At 68.2% G+C, this 15,020-nt stretch carries 17 protein-coding genes and 3 pseudogenes; 11 read left to right on the plus strand and 9 right to left on the minus strand.

Going from position 1 to position 15,020, the window contains the following annotated elements:
• Positions 1 to 35: 35 nt before the first annotated feature.
• Positions 36 to 515, plus strand: a complete 480-nt coding sequence (locus ABZ622_RS38435) for an MlrC C-terminal domain-containing protein (RefSeq protein WP_360551449.1) — start codon at positions 36 to 38, stop codon at positions 513 to 515.
• 74 nt (positions 516 to 589) lie between these two features.
• Positions 590 to 1,858, plus strand: a complete 1,269-nt coding sequence (locus tag ABZ622_RS38440) for an amidohydrolase family protein (protein WP_360551451.1) — start codon at positions 590 to 592, stop codon at positions 1,856 to 1,858.
• 263 nt (positions 1,859 to 2,121) lie between these two features.
• Here ABZ622_RS38440 and ABZ622_RS38445 read toward each other — a convergent pair whose 3' ends face one another.
• Both ABZ622_RS38445 and ABZ622_RS38450 read right to left on the minus strand, forming a co-directional pair.
• Entirely contained in the window at positions 2,122 to 2,583 is a 462-nt protein-coding gene (locus ABZ622_RS38445; RefSeq protein WP_360551453.1) for a cupin domain-containing protein, read from the minus strand.
• Positions 2,584 to 3,050: 467 nt separating this feature from the next.
• Positions 3,051 to 3,535: pseudogene (locus tag ABZ622_RS38450) on the minus strand (MFS transporter); the annotation flags it as partial.
• 57 nt (positions 3,536 to 3,592) lie between these two features.
• Here ABZ622_RS38450 and ABZ622_RS38455 point away from each other — a divergent pair.
• The 4 genes and pseudogenes from ABZ622_RS38455 to ABZ622_RS38470 all read left to right on the plus strand — a co-directional run bounded on the left by ABZ622_RS38455 (position 3,593) and on the right by ABZ622_RS38470 (position 6,306).
• Positions 3,593 to 4,246 carry a PAS domain-containing protein gene (locus tag ABZ622_RS38455; RefSeq protein ID WP_360551455.1) on the plus strand — a complete coding sequence of 218 codons (654 nt, stop codon included), beginning with the start codon at positions 3,593 to 3,595 and terminating at the stop codon, positions 4,244 to 4,246.
• Complete coding sequence (locus ABZ622_RS38460) at positions 4,243 to 5,376, plus strand: pyridoxal phosphate-dependent aminotransferase (protein WP_360551457.1); 1,134 nt, start codon at positions 4,243 to 4,245, stop codon at positions 5,374 to 5,376. The genes ABZ622_RS38455 and ABZ622_RS38460 overlap by 4 nt, the downstream gene beginning before the upstream one ends.
• A pseudogene (locus ABZ622_RS38465) lies at positions 5,373 to 5,972 on the plus strand (ornithine cyclodeaminase family protein); the annotation flags it as partial. The gene ABZ622_RS38460 and the pseudogene ABZ622_RS38465, both read left to right, overlap by 4 nt.
• 28 nt (positions 5,973 to 6,000) lie before the next feature.
• Positions 6,001 to 6,306: a hypothetical protein gene (locus ABZ622_RS38470; RefSeq protein WP_360551485.1), complete on the plus strand. Its 306-nt coding sequence runs from the start codon at positions 6,001 to 6,003 to the stop codon at positions 6,304 to 6,306.
• Between the two features lie 4 nt (positions 6,307 to 6,310).
• Here the strand turns inward: ABZ622_RS38470 and ABZ622_RS38475 are convergent, their stop codons facing one another.
• The 3 genes from ABZ622_RS38475 to ABZ622_RS38485 all read right to left on the minus strand — a co-directional run bounded on the left by ABZ622_RS38475 (position 6,311) and on the right by ABZ622_RS38485 (position 8,060).
• On the minus strand, positions 6,311 to 6,448 hold the full coding sequence (locus ABZ622_RS38475; protein ID WP_360551459.1) for a hypothetical protein: 138 nt from the start codon (positions 6,446 to 6,448) through the stop codon (positions 6,311 to 6,313).
• 593 nt (positions 6,449 to 7,041) lie between these two features.
• Positions 7,042 to 7,722, minus strand: coding sequence for a hypothetical protein (locus ABZ622_RS38480; RefSeq protein WP_360551461.1), 681 nt, complete (start codon positions 7,720 to 7,722; stop codon positions 7,042 to 7,044).
• Positions 7,719 to 8,060 (minus strand): PadR family transcriptional regulator, encoded by a 342-nt coding sequence (locus tag ABZ622_RS38485; RefSeq protein ID WP_360551463.1) that lies wholly within the window; start codon positions 8,058 to 8,060, stop codon positions 7,719 to 7,721. The genes ABZ622_RS38480 and ABZ622_RS38485 overlap by 4 nt, the downstream gene beginning before the upstream one ends.
• 89 nt (positions 8,061 to 8,149) lie before the next feature.
• Here ABZ622_RS38485 and ABZ622_RS38490 point away from each other — a divergent pair, with 89 nt between their 5' ends.
• Positions 8,150 to 8,656: a hypothetical protein gene (locus ABZ622_RS38490; protein ID WP_360551465.1), complete on the plus strand. Its 507-nt coding sequence runs from the start codon at positions 8,150 to 8,152 to the stop codon at positions 8,654 to 8,656.
• A gap of 5 nt (positions 8,657 to 8,661) precedes the next feature.
• Entirely contained in the window at positions 8,662 to 8,931 is a 270-nt protein-coding gene (locus tag ABZ622_RS38495; protein ID WP_360551467.1) for a hypothetical protein, read from the plus strand.
• A gap of 278 nt (positions 8,932 to 9,209) precedes the next feature.
• On the opposite strand, the gene ABZ622_RS38500 is transcribed toward ABZ622_RS38495, so the two are convergent.
• Positions 9,210 to 9,557 carry a group II intron maturase-specific domain-containing protein gene (locus tag ABZ622_RS38500; protein ID WP_360551469.1) on the minus strand — a complete coding sequence of 116 codons (348 nt, stop codon included), beginning with the start codon at positions 9,555 to 9,557 and terminating at the stop codon, positions 9,210 to 9,212.
• A gap of 297 nt (positions 9,558 to 9,854) precedes the next feature.
• On the opposite strand from ABZ622_RS38500, the gene ABZ622_RS38505 reads away from it, so the two are divergent.
• Entirely contained in the window at positions 9,855 to 10,727 is an 873-nt protein-coding gene (locus tag ABZ622_RS38505) for an aminoglycoside phosphotransferase family protein (RefSeq protein ID WP_360551481.1), read from the plus strand.
• A 298-nt stretch (positions 10,728 to 11,025) separates the two neighbouring features.
• Positions 11,026 to 11,142, plus strand: a pseudogene (locus ABZ622_RS38510) (transposase); the annotation flags it as partial.
• 1,445 nt (positions 11,143 to 12,587) lie between these two features.
• On the opposite strand, the gene ABZ622_RS38515 reads toward ABZ622_RS38510, so the two are convergent.
• The 3 genes from ABZ622_RS38515 to ABZ622_RS38525 all read right to left on the minus strand — a co-directional run bounded on the left by ABZ622_RS38515 (position 12,588) and on the right by ABZ622_RS38525 (position 14,191).
• Positions 12,588 to 12,992 carry a hypothetical protein gene (locus ABZ622_RS38515; protein WP_360551471.1) on the minus strand — a complete coding sequence of 135 codons (405 nt, stop codon included), beginning with the start codon at positions 12,990 to 12,992 and terminating at the stop codon, positions 12,588 to 12,590.
• Between the two features lie 145 nt (positions 12,993 to 13,137).
• A complete protein-coding gene (locus ABZ622_RS38520; protein WP_360551473.1) occupies positions 13,138 to 13,353 on the minus strand; it encodes a hypothetical protein in 216 nt (71 codons plus the stop codon).
• A 340-nt stretch (positions 13,354 to 13,693) separates the two neighbouring features.
• Entirely contained in the window at positions 13,694 to 14,191 is a 498-nt protein-coding gene (locus ABZ622_RS38525; protein WP_360551475.1) for a CarD family transcriptional regulator, read from the minus strand.
• A 480-nt stretch (positions 14,192 to 14,671) separates the two neighbouring features.
• On the opposite strand from ABZ622_RS38525, the gene ABZ622_RS38530 reads away from it, so the two are divergent.
• Positions 14,672 to 15,020, plus strand: a 349-nt coding sequence (locus tag ABZ622_RS38530; protein WP_360551477.1) for an ATPase domain-containing protein, incomplete at its 3' end; no start/stop codon positions are given.

A 15,020-nucleotide genomic window follows, 5' to 3' on the forward strand; every position in this document is an offset into this window, starting at 1 on the left:
GCGTCGGCCCCGGGCTCGGCTCAGGGACGGCTCCGGTGCGGGAGCCGGGCAGGACACGCGACATCGGCCCAGGCCACAGCGGTCCGAGGTGCTTTCCGGTTGGCCGGGGCGGGCACCCCGGCATCCCCGGCGCCGAGCCGTTCGAGGGGATATTCGTCGTCGAGCACCTCTCCGACGGCCGGTGCCGTTTCGAAGGTCCGATGATGCACGGCACCGAGATCGACTCCGGCCCGAGCGCCTGCTTGCGCATCGACGACGTACGAGTGGGAGTGACGAGCCGGAAGGTGCAGCTCATCGACCGAAGTCAGCTCCGCATGCTCGGAATCCGCCCGGAACGGGAACGGATCATCGTGGTCAAGAGCTCGGTCCACTTCCGCGCCGACTTCGAGCCCAACGCCGAAGCCGTCCTCGTAGCAGGGGCGCCGGGGCCGATTCCCGCGAACCCGGCCGACCTGCCGTGGCGGCACCTGCGACCGGGCATGCGGACGAGCCCGCTGGGCCCGACGGCGCCATGACGGTCCATGGTCGCCCCGGCGCTCACCGCCCCGGAAGACGGCCCGACAACGAGCCACCACACAGAGGAGCCGTTGTGACCAGCAGAACCGGACAGACCAGCACCTTGATCAGGAATGCCAGAGTCCTCGATGTCCACGCCGGCACATACGCCGAAGGGGCGAGCATCCTCATCACCGACGATGTGATCGCCGAGGTCGGCGGCAGCGAGGTGAAGGCGCTTGCCGAGAGTACCGCCGTAGACGCAGGAGGGCGCACGGTCCTTCCCGGACTCACCGACGCCCACGTCCATGTGACTGCGTGCACCGCAGACCTCTCCGCACAGGCGGAGTGGTCGCCGGCCTACGTGGCCGCCAGGGCGGGCCACATCCTGCGGAGCATGGTGCGGCGTGGCTTCACCACCGTGCGGGACATGGGCGGCGCCGACTGCGGCCTGGCCGAGGCGGTCGGCGAAGGGTACCTGCCCGGCCCGCGCCTGCTGTTCGGGGGGAAGGCAATCTCTCAGACCGGTGGGCACGCCGAAATGCGCCACCGCGGCCGGACCGTGGCCGACGAGCACCCCCACTGCCCGGCCGTCGGCGTGGTGTGCGACGGTGTGGACCAGATCCGAAAGACCGTCCGCGATCAGCTGCGTACCGGTGCGCACCACACCAAGCTCATGTTGTCCGGTGAGGTCGCGTCCCCGACCGACAGGGTGGACTCCACCCAACTGTCGCTCGACGAGATCCGGGCCGCAGTCGAGGAAGCGGAGGCAGCCAACCGGTATGTCGCGGGCCATGCCTACACCGCACGCGCCATCAACCGCGCACTGCGACTCGGCGTGCGCAGCATCGAGCACGGCAACCCGCTCGACGAGACCAGCATCGAGCTGTTCAATCAGCACAAGGCCTTCTACGTGCCGACCCTGGTCACCTACCGGACACTGGCCGCCGAAGGACCACGGCACGGCCTGCCGGCCGACAGTCATCGCAAGGTCTCCCACGTACTGGAACACGGCTTGCGGGCCCTGGAGTTGGCCCACCGCGGGGGCGTCGAGATCGTCTTCGGCACAGACCTGCTCGGCGGCATGCACGTGCACCAGGCCGAGGAATTCACGATCCGTGCCGAAGTCCAACCCCCCATTGACATCATTCGTTCCGCCACGTGCGTGGCCGCACGACTCGTCGGTTTGGAAGGCCTCATCGGCGAAATCACGCCCGGCGCCTATGCCGACATTCTGATGGTCGAAGGCGATCCGCTGGAGAATGTCACCGTACTCGCCCGACCGAACAAGCATCTGAGGCTAGTGATGAAGGCCGGCCAGGTCATGTACCGGTCAGAGCTCGACCTTGTTGGTGGTCCGTAGGGTTTCGGGTCCTCAGTCGGGGCACAGTGCCCCTGAGTCACCTCATCAGAGTGCGGCCCGCCGAACCGGGCCGTTCCACTTCACAGATGTGCCGCTGACAGGCTTCTTCATGCGAGTCCGTTTCCAGGTTTTGCTTGTGATCCCGTATTCGCGGGCGTCGACTGGTTCCGGGAATCGGGGGTGGTGCCTACGCGGGCGAGTCCGGTGAAACGGCGTCCAGGTTCCGAACAGGGCCAGGGCGGCCGATCCGGGGTCAGGGCCCCCTACGACGTCGACCGGCTCGACCGTGTGTGCGTCTCCTTGAGCTGATACAGCTCGGGTACGGAGACCTTGATCGGCTCCTGGGTGGTACGGGCGATCACGACCACTGCGGGCTCATTCGGGTCGGGGTTCTCCTCGCGGTGAGGAACGAACGGGGGGACGAGGAAGAAATCACCGGGGTTGGCTGCGAGCCGCACCTCCTGTGTGCCGTCGTGGCAGACGAATACGGGGTGACCGCTGACCACGTAGATTCCAGCCTCCGAATCGCCGTGATGGTGGTTGTCCGTCGAGCTCAGCGGCGGGTTCTCCACCAGGCCCATCCAGAGCTTCTTCGAGCCGACAGTGCCTCCGCTGATAGCGGCGTAACCGTCCAGTTCGCCGGATGCCACGTGGTGGACGCGGTTGTTGATCGGCGTGCGGTCACCAGAGTCCGGTGCGGGCCCGGCGCCTTCATGGGTAGTCATTGTGAAGCCTTCCGGATTCGATTGCCTTGACCGGGATCAGACTGCAACTCCCGCACTGAAGCAGGCAATTATATTTGCTGTTCCGGCAACGTGCCTGCTTCCGGCACCTCGGAATCCGCTCGGACTTCGATGGCACACACTCAGCATGCGATGGCACAGGACAATCCGATGGCCAGGATCTGCCGGTTTCCCGGCACGCCTGCCGAAGCTGCTGAACGCACGCGGCAGCACCACTGCCCGCCGGGCAGCTCGACACAGGTGGTTCGGGCGGCCCGGACACGGTCGTCGCCTTCGTGGAGCGCGCGGACGAGGCGGGCCCTGTTCTCGACACAGTGCAGTGTCCCTCGGTGAGGTGTACTCGGGCGACGTTGCGCTTCGGCAAGGATGATCTCGGCCGGGGAGCGGGGCCGGTGCCGTCGTCCAGGAGATCGGTGTGACACCGGACATCGGTGGCGACGGCGCGGGCGTGCCCAGAAAGCGGCCCGCCAGCCGAGCAGTGTGCCGACTACTGATCCTCCTGGGACACCGGTGATCGTGGCCACCGTGGTGCCCGCCAACAGCACAGCGAGGGCGCGACCCTTCTTGTCGGGCGAGACCAACGTGGCGGCAGTGGTCAGAGCCACGGCCAGGAATCCGGCGTTCGCGAGCGCTGCGACCACCCGGGGTGCGAGCTGGACGGGGAAGCTTGAGGTGGCAGCGCCCATGGCATGGGCTGCCAAGAACACGAGGAGGAATCCCAGCAGGCTGGACCGTCCCGGCCAGTTGCGGACAAGCCCGGCCATGACCGGGGCACCGACGATCATTCCGATCGCGAAGGCCGTGGTGAGCATGCCTGCTGTCCCGACTGTGACGTCGGGGTTCGGGGCGACGTCCGGCAGGGGCCGGCGAGCATGAATTCCGGGGTGCCCATGACGAAGACCGCCGTGGCAAGCAGACAGAGCGGGAAAGGCATCGAGTGGCTCCGAGTAGTTCTGGACGCATAGTCCAATCTGGACGTATGGTCCAGAATGTGGAGACTGCCGAAGAAAGCACAGACCATCGGATCCGGATGTGGGCGCCCGTGGGCCAGGCCGTCGCGCTGTTGCTCGGCCCGTATGCCGAGGTGGTCCTGCACGACCCGGACACGGACCGGATCCTGGCGATCTGGAATCCGATGGGCTCCCGCAGCCCAGGGGACCCCTCGCTGCTGGGCGAGCTGGACAGGCTGGACCCGTCGGCGCGGGACGTGTTCGGACCGTACGAGAAGCTGCTTGCAGACGGCCGACGGCTGTCATCGGTCAGCGCCGTCCTGCGCGAGCCGGACGGGAAGGCCGCTGTGGTGCTGTGCGTCAACCTCGACCGCACGCCACTGGAGCAGGCCGCAGCCGTGCTGTCCGCGTTCGGTGCCCCGCCGACGCCCCGGCCGGAGCCTCTGTTCGAGCAGGACTGGAACGAGCGCGTCCAGCACATCGTCGGCGCGTACGTGCGCGAGTGCGGCCGCCCCATCGAGCGGCTGACCCGCTCCGACCGCCTGGCCGTCCTCGCCCGCCTGGACGGGGCCAAGGTTTTCGCCGTGCGCCGCGCCACTCCCGTCGTCGCCGCGGCCCTGCGGGTCTCCCGATCCACTCTCTACGGCTTGCTGGCCGAACTCCGAGCATCCAGCACGAAGGACAACACACCATGACCCGGCTTCCCGACTTCCGCCTGGAAACCTACTTCTCCCGGTGGGAGTTCACCGTGCGTCACCACCTGACCGCCTCCGACGTGCAGACCATGACCCTTGGCGAGCTGCTCGCCCTGGCCGATGACCAGGACCGTGCCGCGTTCGAGAACCTTTCGCTGGGCTACACCGAGACCTACGGCGACCCGTCCCTGCGCGAGGCGATCGCCGGGATGTACGAGCGGGCGGACGCGGCCGACGTGATCTGCTTCGCCGGCGCCGAGGAGGCCCTCTACCTGGCGATGAACGTCCTGCTGGGCGCGGGCGACCACGCCGTGGTGGTGACCCCGAACTACCAGGCGGCCGAGACCGTTCCGCTCGCCCTGTGCGACGTCACCGGCGTCGCCCTGGACCCCGACCGGGACTGGGCCCTGGACCTCGATGCGGTGAGGGCGGCGATCCGCCCGAACACCCGGGTCGTCTCGGTGAACTTCCCGAACAACCCCACCGGCAAGGTCATCGGCGCAGCCGACTTCGCCGAGCTGGCACGGCTGTGCGACGAGCGCGGCATCCGCCTGTTCAGTGACGAGGTCTACCGCGGCCTGGAACGCGACGCGGCCCGCACCCTGCCGCAGGCCGCCGACCTGTCCGACCGCGCCCTGTCGCTGAACGTCACCTCCAAGTCGCTCGGCCTGCCAGGCCTGCGGATCGGCTGGATCACCTGCCGCGACCGGGAGCTGCTGTCCCGCCTGGAGCGGGCCAAGCATTACACCACGATCTGCAACTCCGCCCCCAGCGAGTTCCTGGCCCGCATCGCGCTCAAGGCCCGCGCCGCGATCCTGGACCGCAACCGGACACTCATCGCCCGCAACCTGCCGCTCTTCGACGCCTTCTTCGCCGAATTCGCCGAGCTCTTCGAGTGGCGGGCGCCGGACGGCGGCTGTGTCGCCTACCCCCGTTACCTCGGCCCGGACGGAGTGGAGGAGTTCTGCACCCGGCTGGTCGAGGAAGCCGGCGTCCTGCTGCTGCCCGCCGGCATCTACCGCTCCGAGCTCACTCCCACCCCCGCCGACCGTTTCCGCATCGGCGTCGGCCGCGCCAACCCCGAAGAGGGCCTGGCCGCCTTCGCCCAGTGGCTGCGGGCGAACCGGTGACCCCACTCGTCTTCGACACCACCGCGATCAAGCGCGCCACCACCCCGGAGTTGGTCTTCACCGCCGTCCGCGACGCGCTGATCGCCCATGCCCACGGCCGCACCACCGTGCCGCCACCGCTGCACCTGCACTTCCCTCACACCAACGGCGACTGTCATGTCAAGGCCGGCTGGGTCACCGACACGCCCGACTTCACCGTGAAGATCGCCACCGGCTTCTACCGCAACCCCACCGCCGGCCTGCCCACGAACCACGGCCTGGTCTGCGTCATCAGCGCCCGCACCGGCCAGACCCGCGCGATCCTCGACGACCAGGGCCTGCTCACCGCCTGGCGCACCGCCGCCGCCGGCGCCCTGACAACCCACGCCATGGCCCGCCCCGACGCCGCCACTCTGGCCGTGTTCGGCACCGGACAACAGGCCCGCCTCCAGGCCGAATGGCTGGCCCGGCTCCGCCCCATCGACACGGTGCTCGTCCATGGCCGCAGCCGGGACAAGACCAGGTCCCTGTGTGAGGAGTTCGACGCCGTCGGGCTTCATGCCCGGCCCGCCTCGGCCGACGAGGCGGCCGCAGCCGACATGGTCGTCACCACCACACCGGCCGCGGTTCCGGTCCTGCGGGCCGGTGACGTCCGCGCACGTCACCGGCATCGGCACCGACATGCCTCACAAGAACGAACTACCGCCGGCGCTCTTCGCCCGTGCGGCACTGATCGCAACCGACGACCATCAGCAGTGCCTGGACCACGGCGACTTCGGCCACGCCGTGCGAGCCGGGTTCGCGACCGACATTGGCGACACACCCGTCGGTCCCCTGCTCGACAGGCCCGTCGAGCGGCCGGACGGTGCGATCACGGTCGCGGACCTCACCGGAGTCGGCGCACTCTACGCGGCACTCGCTTCGGCCGTCCTGCGCCAGCTGGCCCCGTAGTCGCCTAATCGTCGCCGAGTACGGTGCAGCCGGCGTCCAGGTGCGGCTCGTATGCCTCCGGCGCCAGGTCGAGCTCGTGGGTGGAGTGCTCGCCGAACCCGGTCAAGCAGGACGAGGCCTCGGCCAGGTCCTCGGGCTCCACCTGCCAACCTTGGGCGTCGGGCGGCCGTTTTCCGGCTGATCGGCCAGGCGCCGCTTCATCAGGGATGCCGACCCGGGTCCCGCTCTGTGACGAGGCAGGCCCCGGTCGGCCCAGCCCCGGCAGGCCCGGCGGGGCGGGAGGCGCGGGCACGATTCAGGCGTCGGCCTCCCTCAAGGTGCCTCCCGAGGGTGGCGCGGGCGGCAAAGGCTCCCGGGGCAGCAACGGTGGCGGAGGCGGCCGAGGGGAGATGGCGGAGGGCCCAATCCGCAGGCCCAGGCCGGCAGCACCGGAACCGCAGGCGGCGGCACTGGCAGCTCCGGTGGCCCCTCCACGGAACCGGCTCGGGATGCCGCTTGACATCCATAGGGGCATCAAGGCCCTCGCCGAGGGCCTGTGAGCAGGGACCGGAGCGAGAGACGATGCACAGGACGCTGTTCTGACGATCGGCCAGACGAGACTGGAGGTATTCCGGTGGCTCGCCTACTACACCGCCCGCCGTGCTACGCAGCAACGACGAAACGGTCGTCATCATGATCACGTGACGACCGTTTCGCTGTTGTCTGCTCAGGCCGCAGGCTCCGCGGCCCCGTTCGTCAAGGGGCGGTGACAGGCGGGCGGGCGCAGTGGCGGCACGCACGTGCGGAGGCGGCGATGCGCGCATGGAAGGCGATGGTGATCAGGCAGGCGGCCGCGGCCAGCGGCCAGTTGATGGCGAGTACTGCGGCGGAGATGAGGATCAGCGCGCTCAGTCCGAGGGCGACTGCCGCGGTGGTTCCCGTCCAGGCGACCACAAGCGGCAGTTGTTGTGGGAGGGGCAGTCGGCGGGCCAGGGTGCCGGTGACGGAGAGGGACACGGCCGCCAGCAGCGCGGTGAGCGCTGCGAGGCCGCCGAGGTGGGCGAGGACCACCTGGAGCGGGTCCGGCAGCCGGTGGCCCGCCGCGCGGGTGGAGAGCTCGACCAGGTACCAGCACACCAGCAGGCACGGGATGACAAGCATGACAGTGCGCGCGGTGTGACGGGCCTGGGTGATGGTCAGTTCGTGCTGGAAGCTGGGTGCGAGTTCGGCCACGGTGCCGAACTGGCGGATGACCTGGCGGGCGGTGTCGTGGTCAGGTTCGGCATCGGGAGACAGTTCCCGCGCGGTGTCCAGGAGGCCTTCGCGCAGCTCGTCCACCATCTGGGTCTTGAGTCGGGCCGGGCCGTGCAGGGTGGCCGTCAGATCCGCGAGGTGGGCTTCGATGGGGTCGTCGGCAGGGATCTCGGGCGCTTTCACGTGGCGTGTCCGGGGGCCGGCGCGGGTTCCAGCACCGCGCCGATCGCTGCGGTGAACGTCCGCCAGTGGGTCCGTTCGGTGGCCAGGCTGCGCCGTCCGGCTTCGGTGAGTTCGTAACAGCGCCGACGGCGTTCGCCCTCCGACTCCCAGACACTGCTCAGCAGTCCGATCCGCTCAAGCCGATTGAGGGCGGGGTAGATGGTGCCCTTGCGCAGCTCGAGTACGCCGCCGCTGCGCTCCTGGACCGCGGCGATGATCGCGTAGCCGTGCAGGGGGCCGGATTCCAGTACGGACAGCAGCAGTCCGTCCAGGTGGCCGCGTACCGCATCCGTCTTCATAGTCAGGCAGCCTACCCAAGAGGCATCACCCCGTGCTACTTATAGATCGATAGCCAATCTATTGGCAGGTTATCCATGAAGGGACCCCTGTGACCAAGCTGCTGCTCTCGCTGCACGTCCTGGCCGCGATCCTGGCGATCGGGCCGATCACCGTCGCGGCCTCGATATTCCCCCGATATGCCAGGCTGTCGGCCAGCGGCGACATGCAGGTGCCCAACGGCCAGACCACTGCCTTCCTGCACAAGATCTGCCGTGGGTACACGGTCGTCGGCATCGCCGTCCCGGTCCTCGGTGTCGCCACCGGCGCCCGGATGGGCATCCTGACCGACGCCTGGCTGCTGACGTCGATCGTGCTGACGGCTGCCGCCGCAGCCCTGCTGCTCACTTCGGTCCTGCCCGGACAGGCCCGGCTGCTCGCCCAACCCGCAGACGCGTCCGGCCCAGGGGGGACAGGCACCGACGTGGCCACGGACGCCATTGCGCAGCTGCGGTCGTCGACGGCACGCCTCTCCATGACCACGGGGATGTTCAACCTGCTGTGGGCAGCCGTTGTTGTCCTGATGATCGTCCGCCCCGGTTCCACGACGGGAGCTTGATCAGTATGCGAACTCTCCGCATCGCGGCCGCGGTTGAAGCTGCATCCCTCACGCTCTTGCTGCTCAACCTGTTTACGGTGCATACCGGGGCGATCTCGTCGCTGGGCGGCCTGGTCCACGGCACGGCCTACCTGACCGTCATCGTCGCCGTCTTCCTCACTCCCGCCCTCGCGCGGCCGGGCACCAAGAGGAGTGTCTTCATTCCCGGCATCGGAGGGCTGCTCGCGCTGCGCGTGCTGGGGCAGCAGCCACCGCCTCCTCAGCCGACAGACTGACGGGCGCCGACAGATGACTGGGAAACGATCACCGACAGCGCGGGAGACCACCTCCCAGCGCGCGCTACTCAGATGCAGGCTGACGACTTCCGTCGGTGCCCGCTGCCCTTGGGGCAGTCAGATCTGCGTGCGGGACGCGATTGGTGAAGTCGGCCCGGGGCGCGGTGCTGGTGTTTCGACCGGCCCGTTTCCCCGGAGCCGCTTCCCGAGCCGGGCATGCGACTTGGCAACGCACCCGGCTCTCCACAAGCCTCGAACGGGCTTTGTGGTGGTAGTTCTCATCCTGTGATCGGCCAGGGAGTGGGGGTAGTCGCTCCCCGATACCGGTAGCGCGTGGTGCCTACCGAGATGGGGTTGAACAGCTCCCTGTTCTCACTGGCCCACCACGATCCGCGGCCACCGTAGTGGCTGCGGATCTTCTTCCAGGCCGTTTTGGGGTGCTTGCGCTGAACCCATCGCCAAACCGTGTGCCACAGATAGTGGCGCAGGTAGGAGAAGGTCGCGAAGGACGCCCCCGGGCGGAAGTAGGCGCACCAGCCCCGCAGTGCCGGGTTGAGCCGGATCAGCAGGGCGTCGAGCGGCTGGTTCGTACCGACCTCCCGGCACAGCGTCTTGACCTTGCCCATGATGGCCCGCAGGGCCTTCTTGGCGGGATAGGTGTAGACGTAGTACCTCTCGGTGCCCGGTTTCCGGTGGCACTGGATGTGCCAGCCGAGGAAGTCCGGCCCTGCTCGATGTGGGTGATCAGACTCTTCTCCTGCGACAGGCGCAGGCCCATCGTGGAAAGGACCTCGGCGATCTCTTCGTGTAGCGCTTCGGTCCGACTCGCTCGTCGGCACGCGTCCACAGCGAGTGAGGGAAAAGCGGTGGACAAATATCGAGCGAGCGGCACACTGACCCGTGTGAAACAACTGCCGGTGGATGTGGAGAGCGTCACCACGCGGTTGGTACGCCGATTCGGTCCCCAGGTCGCCGAATGGTGCGCCGACACGCCGGATCTCGTCGCGAGGCTGACGTCCCGGTGGGGACTTTCGCTCGGTGCGCCCCTCCCGGACGGTGCTTCGTCGGTCGCGTTGCGGTGCCGCTGGCCCGACGGCACGCCCGCGGTGCTGAAAATCAGTCCGGAACGGGCCCTCATGGCCGAACAGGCCGGAATGCTGGGGTGGTTCGCCGCCTCGGGCCGGGTGCCCTCCGTGCTGGCCTTCGACGAAGCGGCGGGCGCCATGGTGCTGGAGGAGATCGTGCCCGGAACGCCGGCGGAGGACATGCCCGCTGCGGCGCTCCCCGGCCAGTGGTCGGAGCTGCTCGCCGCCCTGCACGGAGTCGCTCCGCCTCCACAGCCGACGCGAGTGCTGCGTGAGCGGTGCGAGGAGGCCTTCGCCCGGGTCGGCAGGCGGCTGTCCGAGCCTGCGATCGGTGCACGGATGGACGTCACCGCGTGGAACAGGGCCATCCAGCGGTGTGAACGGCTGCTGGACACGGAGGCGACGACCGTGCTGCTCCACGGTGACCTGCACCTGGGCAACGTGCTCGACGGCGGCGCGCGCGGTCTCATGGCCATCGATCCGAAGGCCTGCGTCGGTGATCCGTGCTTCGACGCCGTGGACTACGTCGTGGCCGGTGCCGGACTGGAGGGCGTCGGGACCCGCTGCGCGCGCGTGGCGGCGGCGTGCGGGCTCGATGGCGACCGGCTCCATGCCTGGAGCCGGGTGATCGCGCCGTTCGCGGCCATCGCCCACCTCGGTGACGGCGGTGAGAAACCGGCGATCGACGAACTGCTCACGTTGACCCGGTGAGCACACCCGGTATTCCCGATCGCCTCGTACCCCGCGCTCCGCTGGGGACGCAACACCCCATCGCTCACCCTTCCCTCCGTTCTTCACTGGACCGGGCCAGCCCTTCGTATGCTCAGGGACGTCGGGTGTGGCTTTCAACCTTCTGCCGACTGTGGCTGGCATCGATTGGCCGCCCGACGTCCCACGACGACTCGGCTGCCAATCAGGAATTGCGAATGATCGCTCCGTTGGGACTCGACAGCGAGGTCGTCCGTCGGGGCACCAGCACCACACCGTACGGAGGCACAACTCGACCGCGATCTGGGCCGGCATTGACGCAGGCAAGACCCACCACCGCTGCGTCATGATCGACGAGGGCGGCCGTCAGCTGCTGTCACGCCGCGTCGCCAACGACGAACCCGAACTTCTCGAACTCCCGACACCTCACATTCCCAGGAGTTGGTGGATGAGGATGCCGACGCTCGGCAGCCCCGGTGCTATGGGGGCCGTGACGGTGCGGGTGGCGGCCGCGCCGCCCGAAGTGACCGAGAGCGTCGCGGCCGCCAATCGCCTGGACCAGGCCGCGCTGTACCGGGCTCGGCACCGGACTGATGTTGAGGCCGAGATGGCCGTTTCGTGTTCGAGACGAGGCATCCGCCGGCACGGGCTTGGAAAGGTTGGACTCCTTCGAAGCCGGAGCGGATGCCCCGTTGACCGAACTGGCCTCCACAGCCCGCCGGTCCACCGGTGAAACAGTCAGCGCCGGTCGGCAGGCCCGAGGCTTGCCCACCGCCAGTCCGTTGGTGTAGGCGCCCACAGCGGTGACATAGAGGCCACAGGCGCTACCTGTCCGCCGCCGACGAGGAGTGCGAGCGCAGGAGGAGTGCCGCCACGCCAGGCGGTGAAGGCCACCGCACCGAGGAGTTGGTAGTGCGCTTTGACGCGTCGGCCTTCCATTCCGCGGAGCTTGTTCAGGTTGGTGCCGTTGGTGGCGACGCCTCGGCCGAGACGTCTCTCGTACATGTCCTGGGCGATGGCGAGACGGTCGGTGCCGTCGTGTCCAGGCTCGGGTCTGGCGTTCGAGCCAGGCGGTGGTGAGGTGAGGGACGGGAGACTGCGGCTGAGTAGCAGCGCGCCCCCGCCGGATCTGCTCCGCGCGAGCGGAGGCGAGCTGATCCTCGCCCGCTGACGAACGCCGCCTGTGCCTGCGCCTGCGCCTGCGAGCGGAACCGATTCCAAGGAAAACGCCGCACGATCAAGATCCGGACCATTCGGGGTGTGGGCTGCTGTTCATCGAGGCTCTGTCCGACAAGTAGGGTGTCGGCGAACGCAACCCGGGAAGATCGGATGGTGCGAGTCTGCCGGGGCGGTGAGGGCCGCAAGGCCTGTTGGGCCTGACCGCGAGCAGGATGACCAACCGAAAGGCCCATGCCGCGTAGACAGCCTGGTGCGCTGCGCGCCGAGAATCCGGTCCCGCCCGTCTGGAACCCTTGGACCTGTCGAATTCCCGGGTTGTCCGAGCGCACCTGCGCCGAGATCCAGCGCACGGAGCGTGAGCACGATGACTCTTGGACCGGGCTGCGGGACGGCTTGTGGGACGGGCGGTGGAAGCCGCGCTCAGGCACTACCGGACGTTCCTGCAACAGCCCGGCCGCTACCTGGACCTGTGCTTCCCAGCCTCTCCCCATCCGGAGTTCTCGGTCATCGACGTGGCGACGATCCCCTGACCTGCGCGGTCTTCACCGGCTCCACTCGTACGACTCGCCGTGCTCGTCGTGAGGCGCCGCGACGTGTGAGTGTGCCTCCAGAGGCGAGGCGGTAGCTCGTCGCAGCCTTGATGACGGTCTCTCATACGGGAACAGCAGGGCGGTTCGTTGTTGGTCAGTCCCGGCGGACGCCCTGGACGATCCGGTCGATGCCGGCTGCGGCCCGCTCCGGGTCTTCCCGCAGCCACCTGCCGAGATGGTCCTCGACGGCCTGCCTGACGTAGTCGTGCACTTCGGAGTTACCCAGCACGCCACGAGTGGAGCCCTCGAACTCGGGACGGTCCAGCTTCACCGACACAACCGCCGTCAGGCCCTCACCGATCCGATCGGCGCCGAAGTCAGGGTGCGTGGCTGCCAGCAGCCCTTGCTCCCGCGCGTACGCGGTGACCGCGGCCGCCATCCCATCGCGAAGGCCCACCGCGTGTGTGCCGTCGACGGTGTGTCGGCTGTTGGCAAAGCTCCGCACCCGCTCCTCACTGCAGCCGCACCACCGGAAGGCCACCTCCATCACCCCCGCCATACGCGGCTCCTCGCGCTCGACGCCCGGTCCGCGACCCACGCGACGCCCCGGAGAGAGAGGGGCAACAGATAGTGCAAGGAACGATGCAAGAGAAGGCGAAAGAGAACTCTGGGCCGAACTGACCCAGCCGGGAGGGAAGTACATCTCAGCCGATTCCCTCGCCGGCGTAGCCGCCGGTTCCGAGGGTCCGCCGCGGGGACGGGGGCGCGGCCGGTCGCGTGCCGAGTACGCCTCGGGCGCGCAGCTCGTCGAGGTCGGACAGGCGCTCTCCGGGGAGAGCGTCGAGCAGGTCGGCCTGGGCAGCGCGGATGCTGGGCGCGGGAGCCTGGGGGCCTGCGTCAAGAGCGCTGCGGACGGTCACTGGTAGTCAGGGGCGCGGTGCCCAGCGGGCCCGTTTCCCCATCCCCCTTTCAATCCGTACGTGCGGTTTTCCCGCATACGGCTTACCCATGATCTTCTTGACAAGGTTACGCCGCCTTCGGATAGCGAATCGTGCCACGCATTCGGTACAGGCCGTGCCCTCTGAACCACTCTTCCGTCCATTCCGCCCGTTGTCCGGCGGGCTGGTGAGCGCGGTGACGGCCTCCGAGATGACCAAGGCGCCCCGTCGGACGGTGCAGCCGTCGGGGCGGGTTGGCACCCGGCTCCAATGAAGAGGGATGCCCCCGACACCCTGCATCACGGGCAGAACAGGGGAGCCCTCAAGTGACGTGCCGTTCACCGAGGACGGCCGAGTTGAACAGTTCCTCGGTCTCCCGGTCGGCCAGCGAGAGTGCCAGTGCGAGTTCTGCCAGGACTGGCGAGCGGGCGTGCTTGAGCATGTCCTTCTCCCCCATGGAAAGCCCGTGCTTCTCCTGACGTCGCACCAGGTCACGAACGACGCCGGCAGTGAGCAGAAGGTCGCCGATCCGAAGTCGCTCGCTGTTGGCCTTGAAGCGCCGCGGCCAAGTCTCCTCCTGCTCACATGCGGGAGCCCTCAGGACGTCGAGCAGTTCTTGGACCTGTGCTGCGGTGCACACCGATCGCAGTCCCACCGCGTCGGCCTTTTCCACCGGAACCGCGATGCGCAGGTCGGTCCCGTGGATTCGGAACTGAATGTAACGCCTGCTCTCGCCGTTGACCGAGCGGTCGAGGACCTCGGTGACGGTGGCCGGACCGTGCTGGGGGTGGATGAGTGTCTGCCCCTCGGAGAACTGCATGCTGTTCAACCCTCGCCTGTGCGTGCGGCGCCGCGTTCGGCCGAGCCCCTTGCGTGTTGCAGGGCGTATAGCCGTCCCACTGCCAGTCCCGGCCGCAGACGGTCGGTGGACTGCAAGTGTGGGAGCGCAGAGGTCGGCGCAGTCATACGGATGAGCGTGCAAAACCTCTGCGAACCAGCTCTTCTATTTTCCATCACGTCATGCGCAGCTCGGGATGTGATCCCGGTCACATCGAGGTGGGCGCTTCAAGACGAAGAAAGGACGCGGTCAAGTCGTAGGTATCGTCGACGATTCGACGGGAGGCACTGTGCGCAGCGATCGCCTATGAGGATCTATTGATAGTATGCAAGCGACACGCATATCGATGAGATGCGCCTCGCTGCACGCATGTGCGTTTGCGATCTCTTTCTCCTCCGCGTCGGGACCCGCTGTCATATCCTCCGGGCGGCAGTCGCGCGGAGCGCAGAATGAGAAGTGGGGTTGCACATGGCCGACCAAGACAAAGCGCTGAATCTGGTATTGGCTCAGATTGAGCGACAATTCGGCAAGGGCGCGGTAATGCGCCTCGGCGAGCGGCCGAACGAGCCCATCGAAGTGATCCCCACCGGGTCGACCGCCCTCGACGTGGCCCTCGGCGTCGGCGGCCTGCCGCGTGGCCGTGTGGTGGAGGTGTACGGACCGGAATCCTCCGGTAAGACGACGCTGACGCTGCACGCGGTGGCGAACGCGCAGAAGCTCGGCGGCTCGGTCGCCTTCATCGACGCGGAGCACGCCCTGGACCCCGAGTACGCGAAGAAGCTCGGCGTCGACATCGACAGCCTCATCCTGT

This window comes from Streptomyces sp. NPDC007164 (assembly GCF_040634135.1).
GTDB classification, from domain to species: Bacteria; Actinomycetota; Actinomycetes; order Streptomycetales; family Streptomycetaceae; genus Streptomyces; species Streptomyces sanglieri.

Bases quoted from the DNA above. Each gene is read 5' to 3' on its own strand.
- ABZ622_RS38445 (WP_360551453.1), bottom strand. From the start codon at position 2,583: ATGACTACCCATGAAGGCGCCGGGCCCGCACCGGACTCTGGTGACCGC.
- ABZ622_RS38495 (WP_360551467.1), top strand. From the start codon at position 8,662: ATGCGAACTCTCCGCATCGCGGCCGCGGTTGAAGCTGCATCCCTCACG.
- ABZ622_RS38525 (WP_360551475.1), bottom strand. From the start codon at position 14,191: ATGCAGTTCTCCGAGGGGCAGACACTCATCCACCCCCAGCACGGTCCG.
- ABZ622_RS38460 (WP_360551457.1), top strand. From the start codon at position 4,243: ATGACCCGGCTTCCCGACTTCCGCCTGGAAACCTACTTCTCCCGGTGG.
- ABZ622_RS38515 (WP_360551471.1), bottom strand. From the start codon at position 12,992: ATGGCGGGGGTGATGGAGGTGGCCTTCCGGTGGTGCGGCTGCAGTGAG.
- ABZ622_RS38500 (WP_360551469.1), bottom strand. From the start codon at position 9,557: ATGGGCAAGGTCAAGACGCTGTGCCGGGAGGTCGGTACGAACCAGCCG.
- ABZ622_RS38485 (WP_360551463.1), bottom strand. From the start codon at position 8,060: ATGAAGACGGATGCGGTACGCGGCCACCTGGACGGACTGCTGCTGTCC.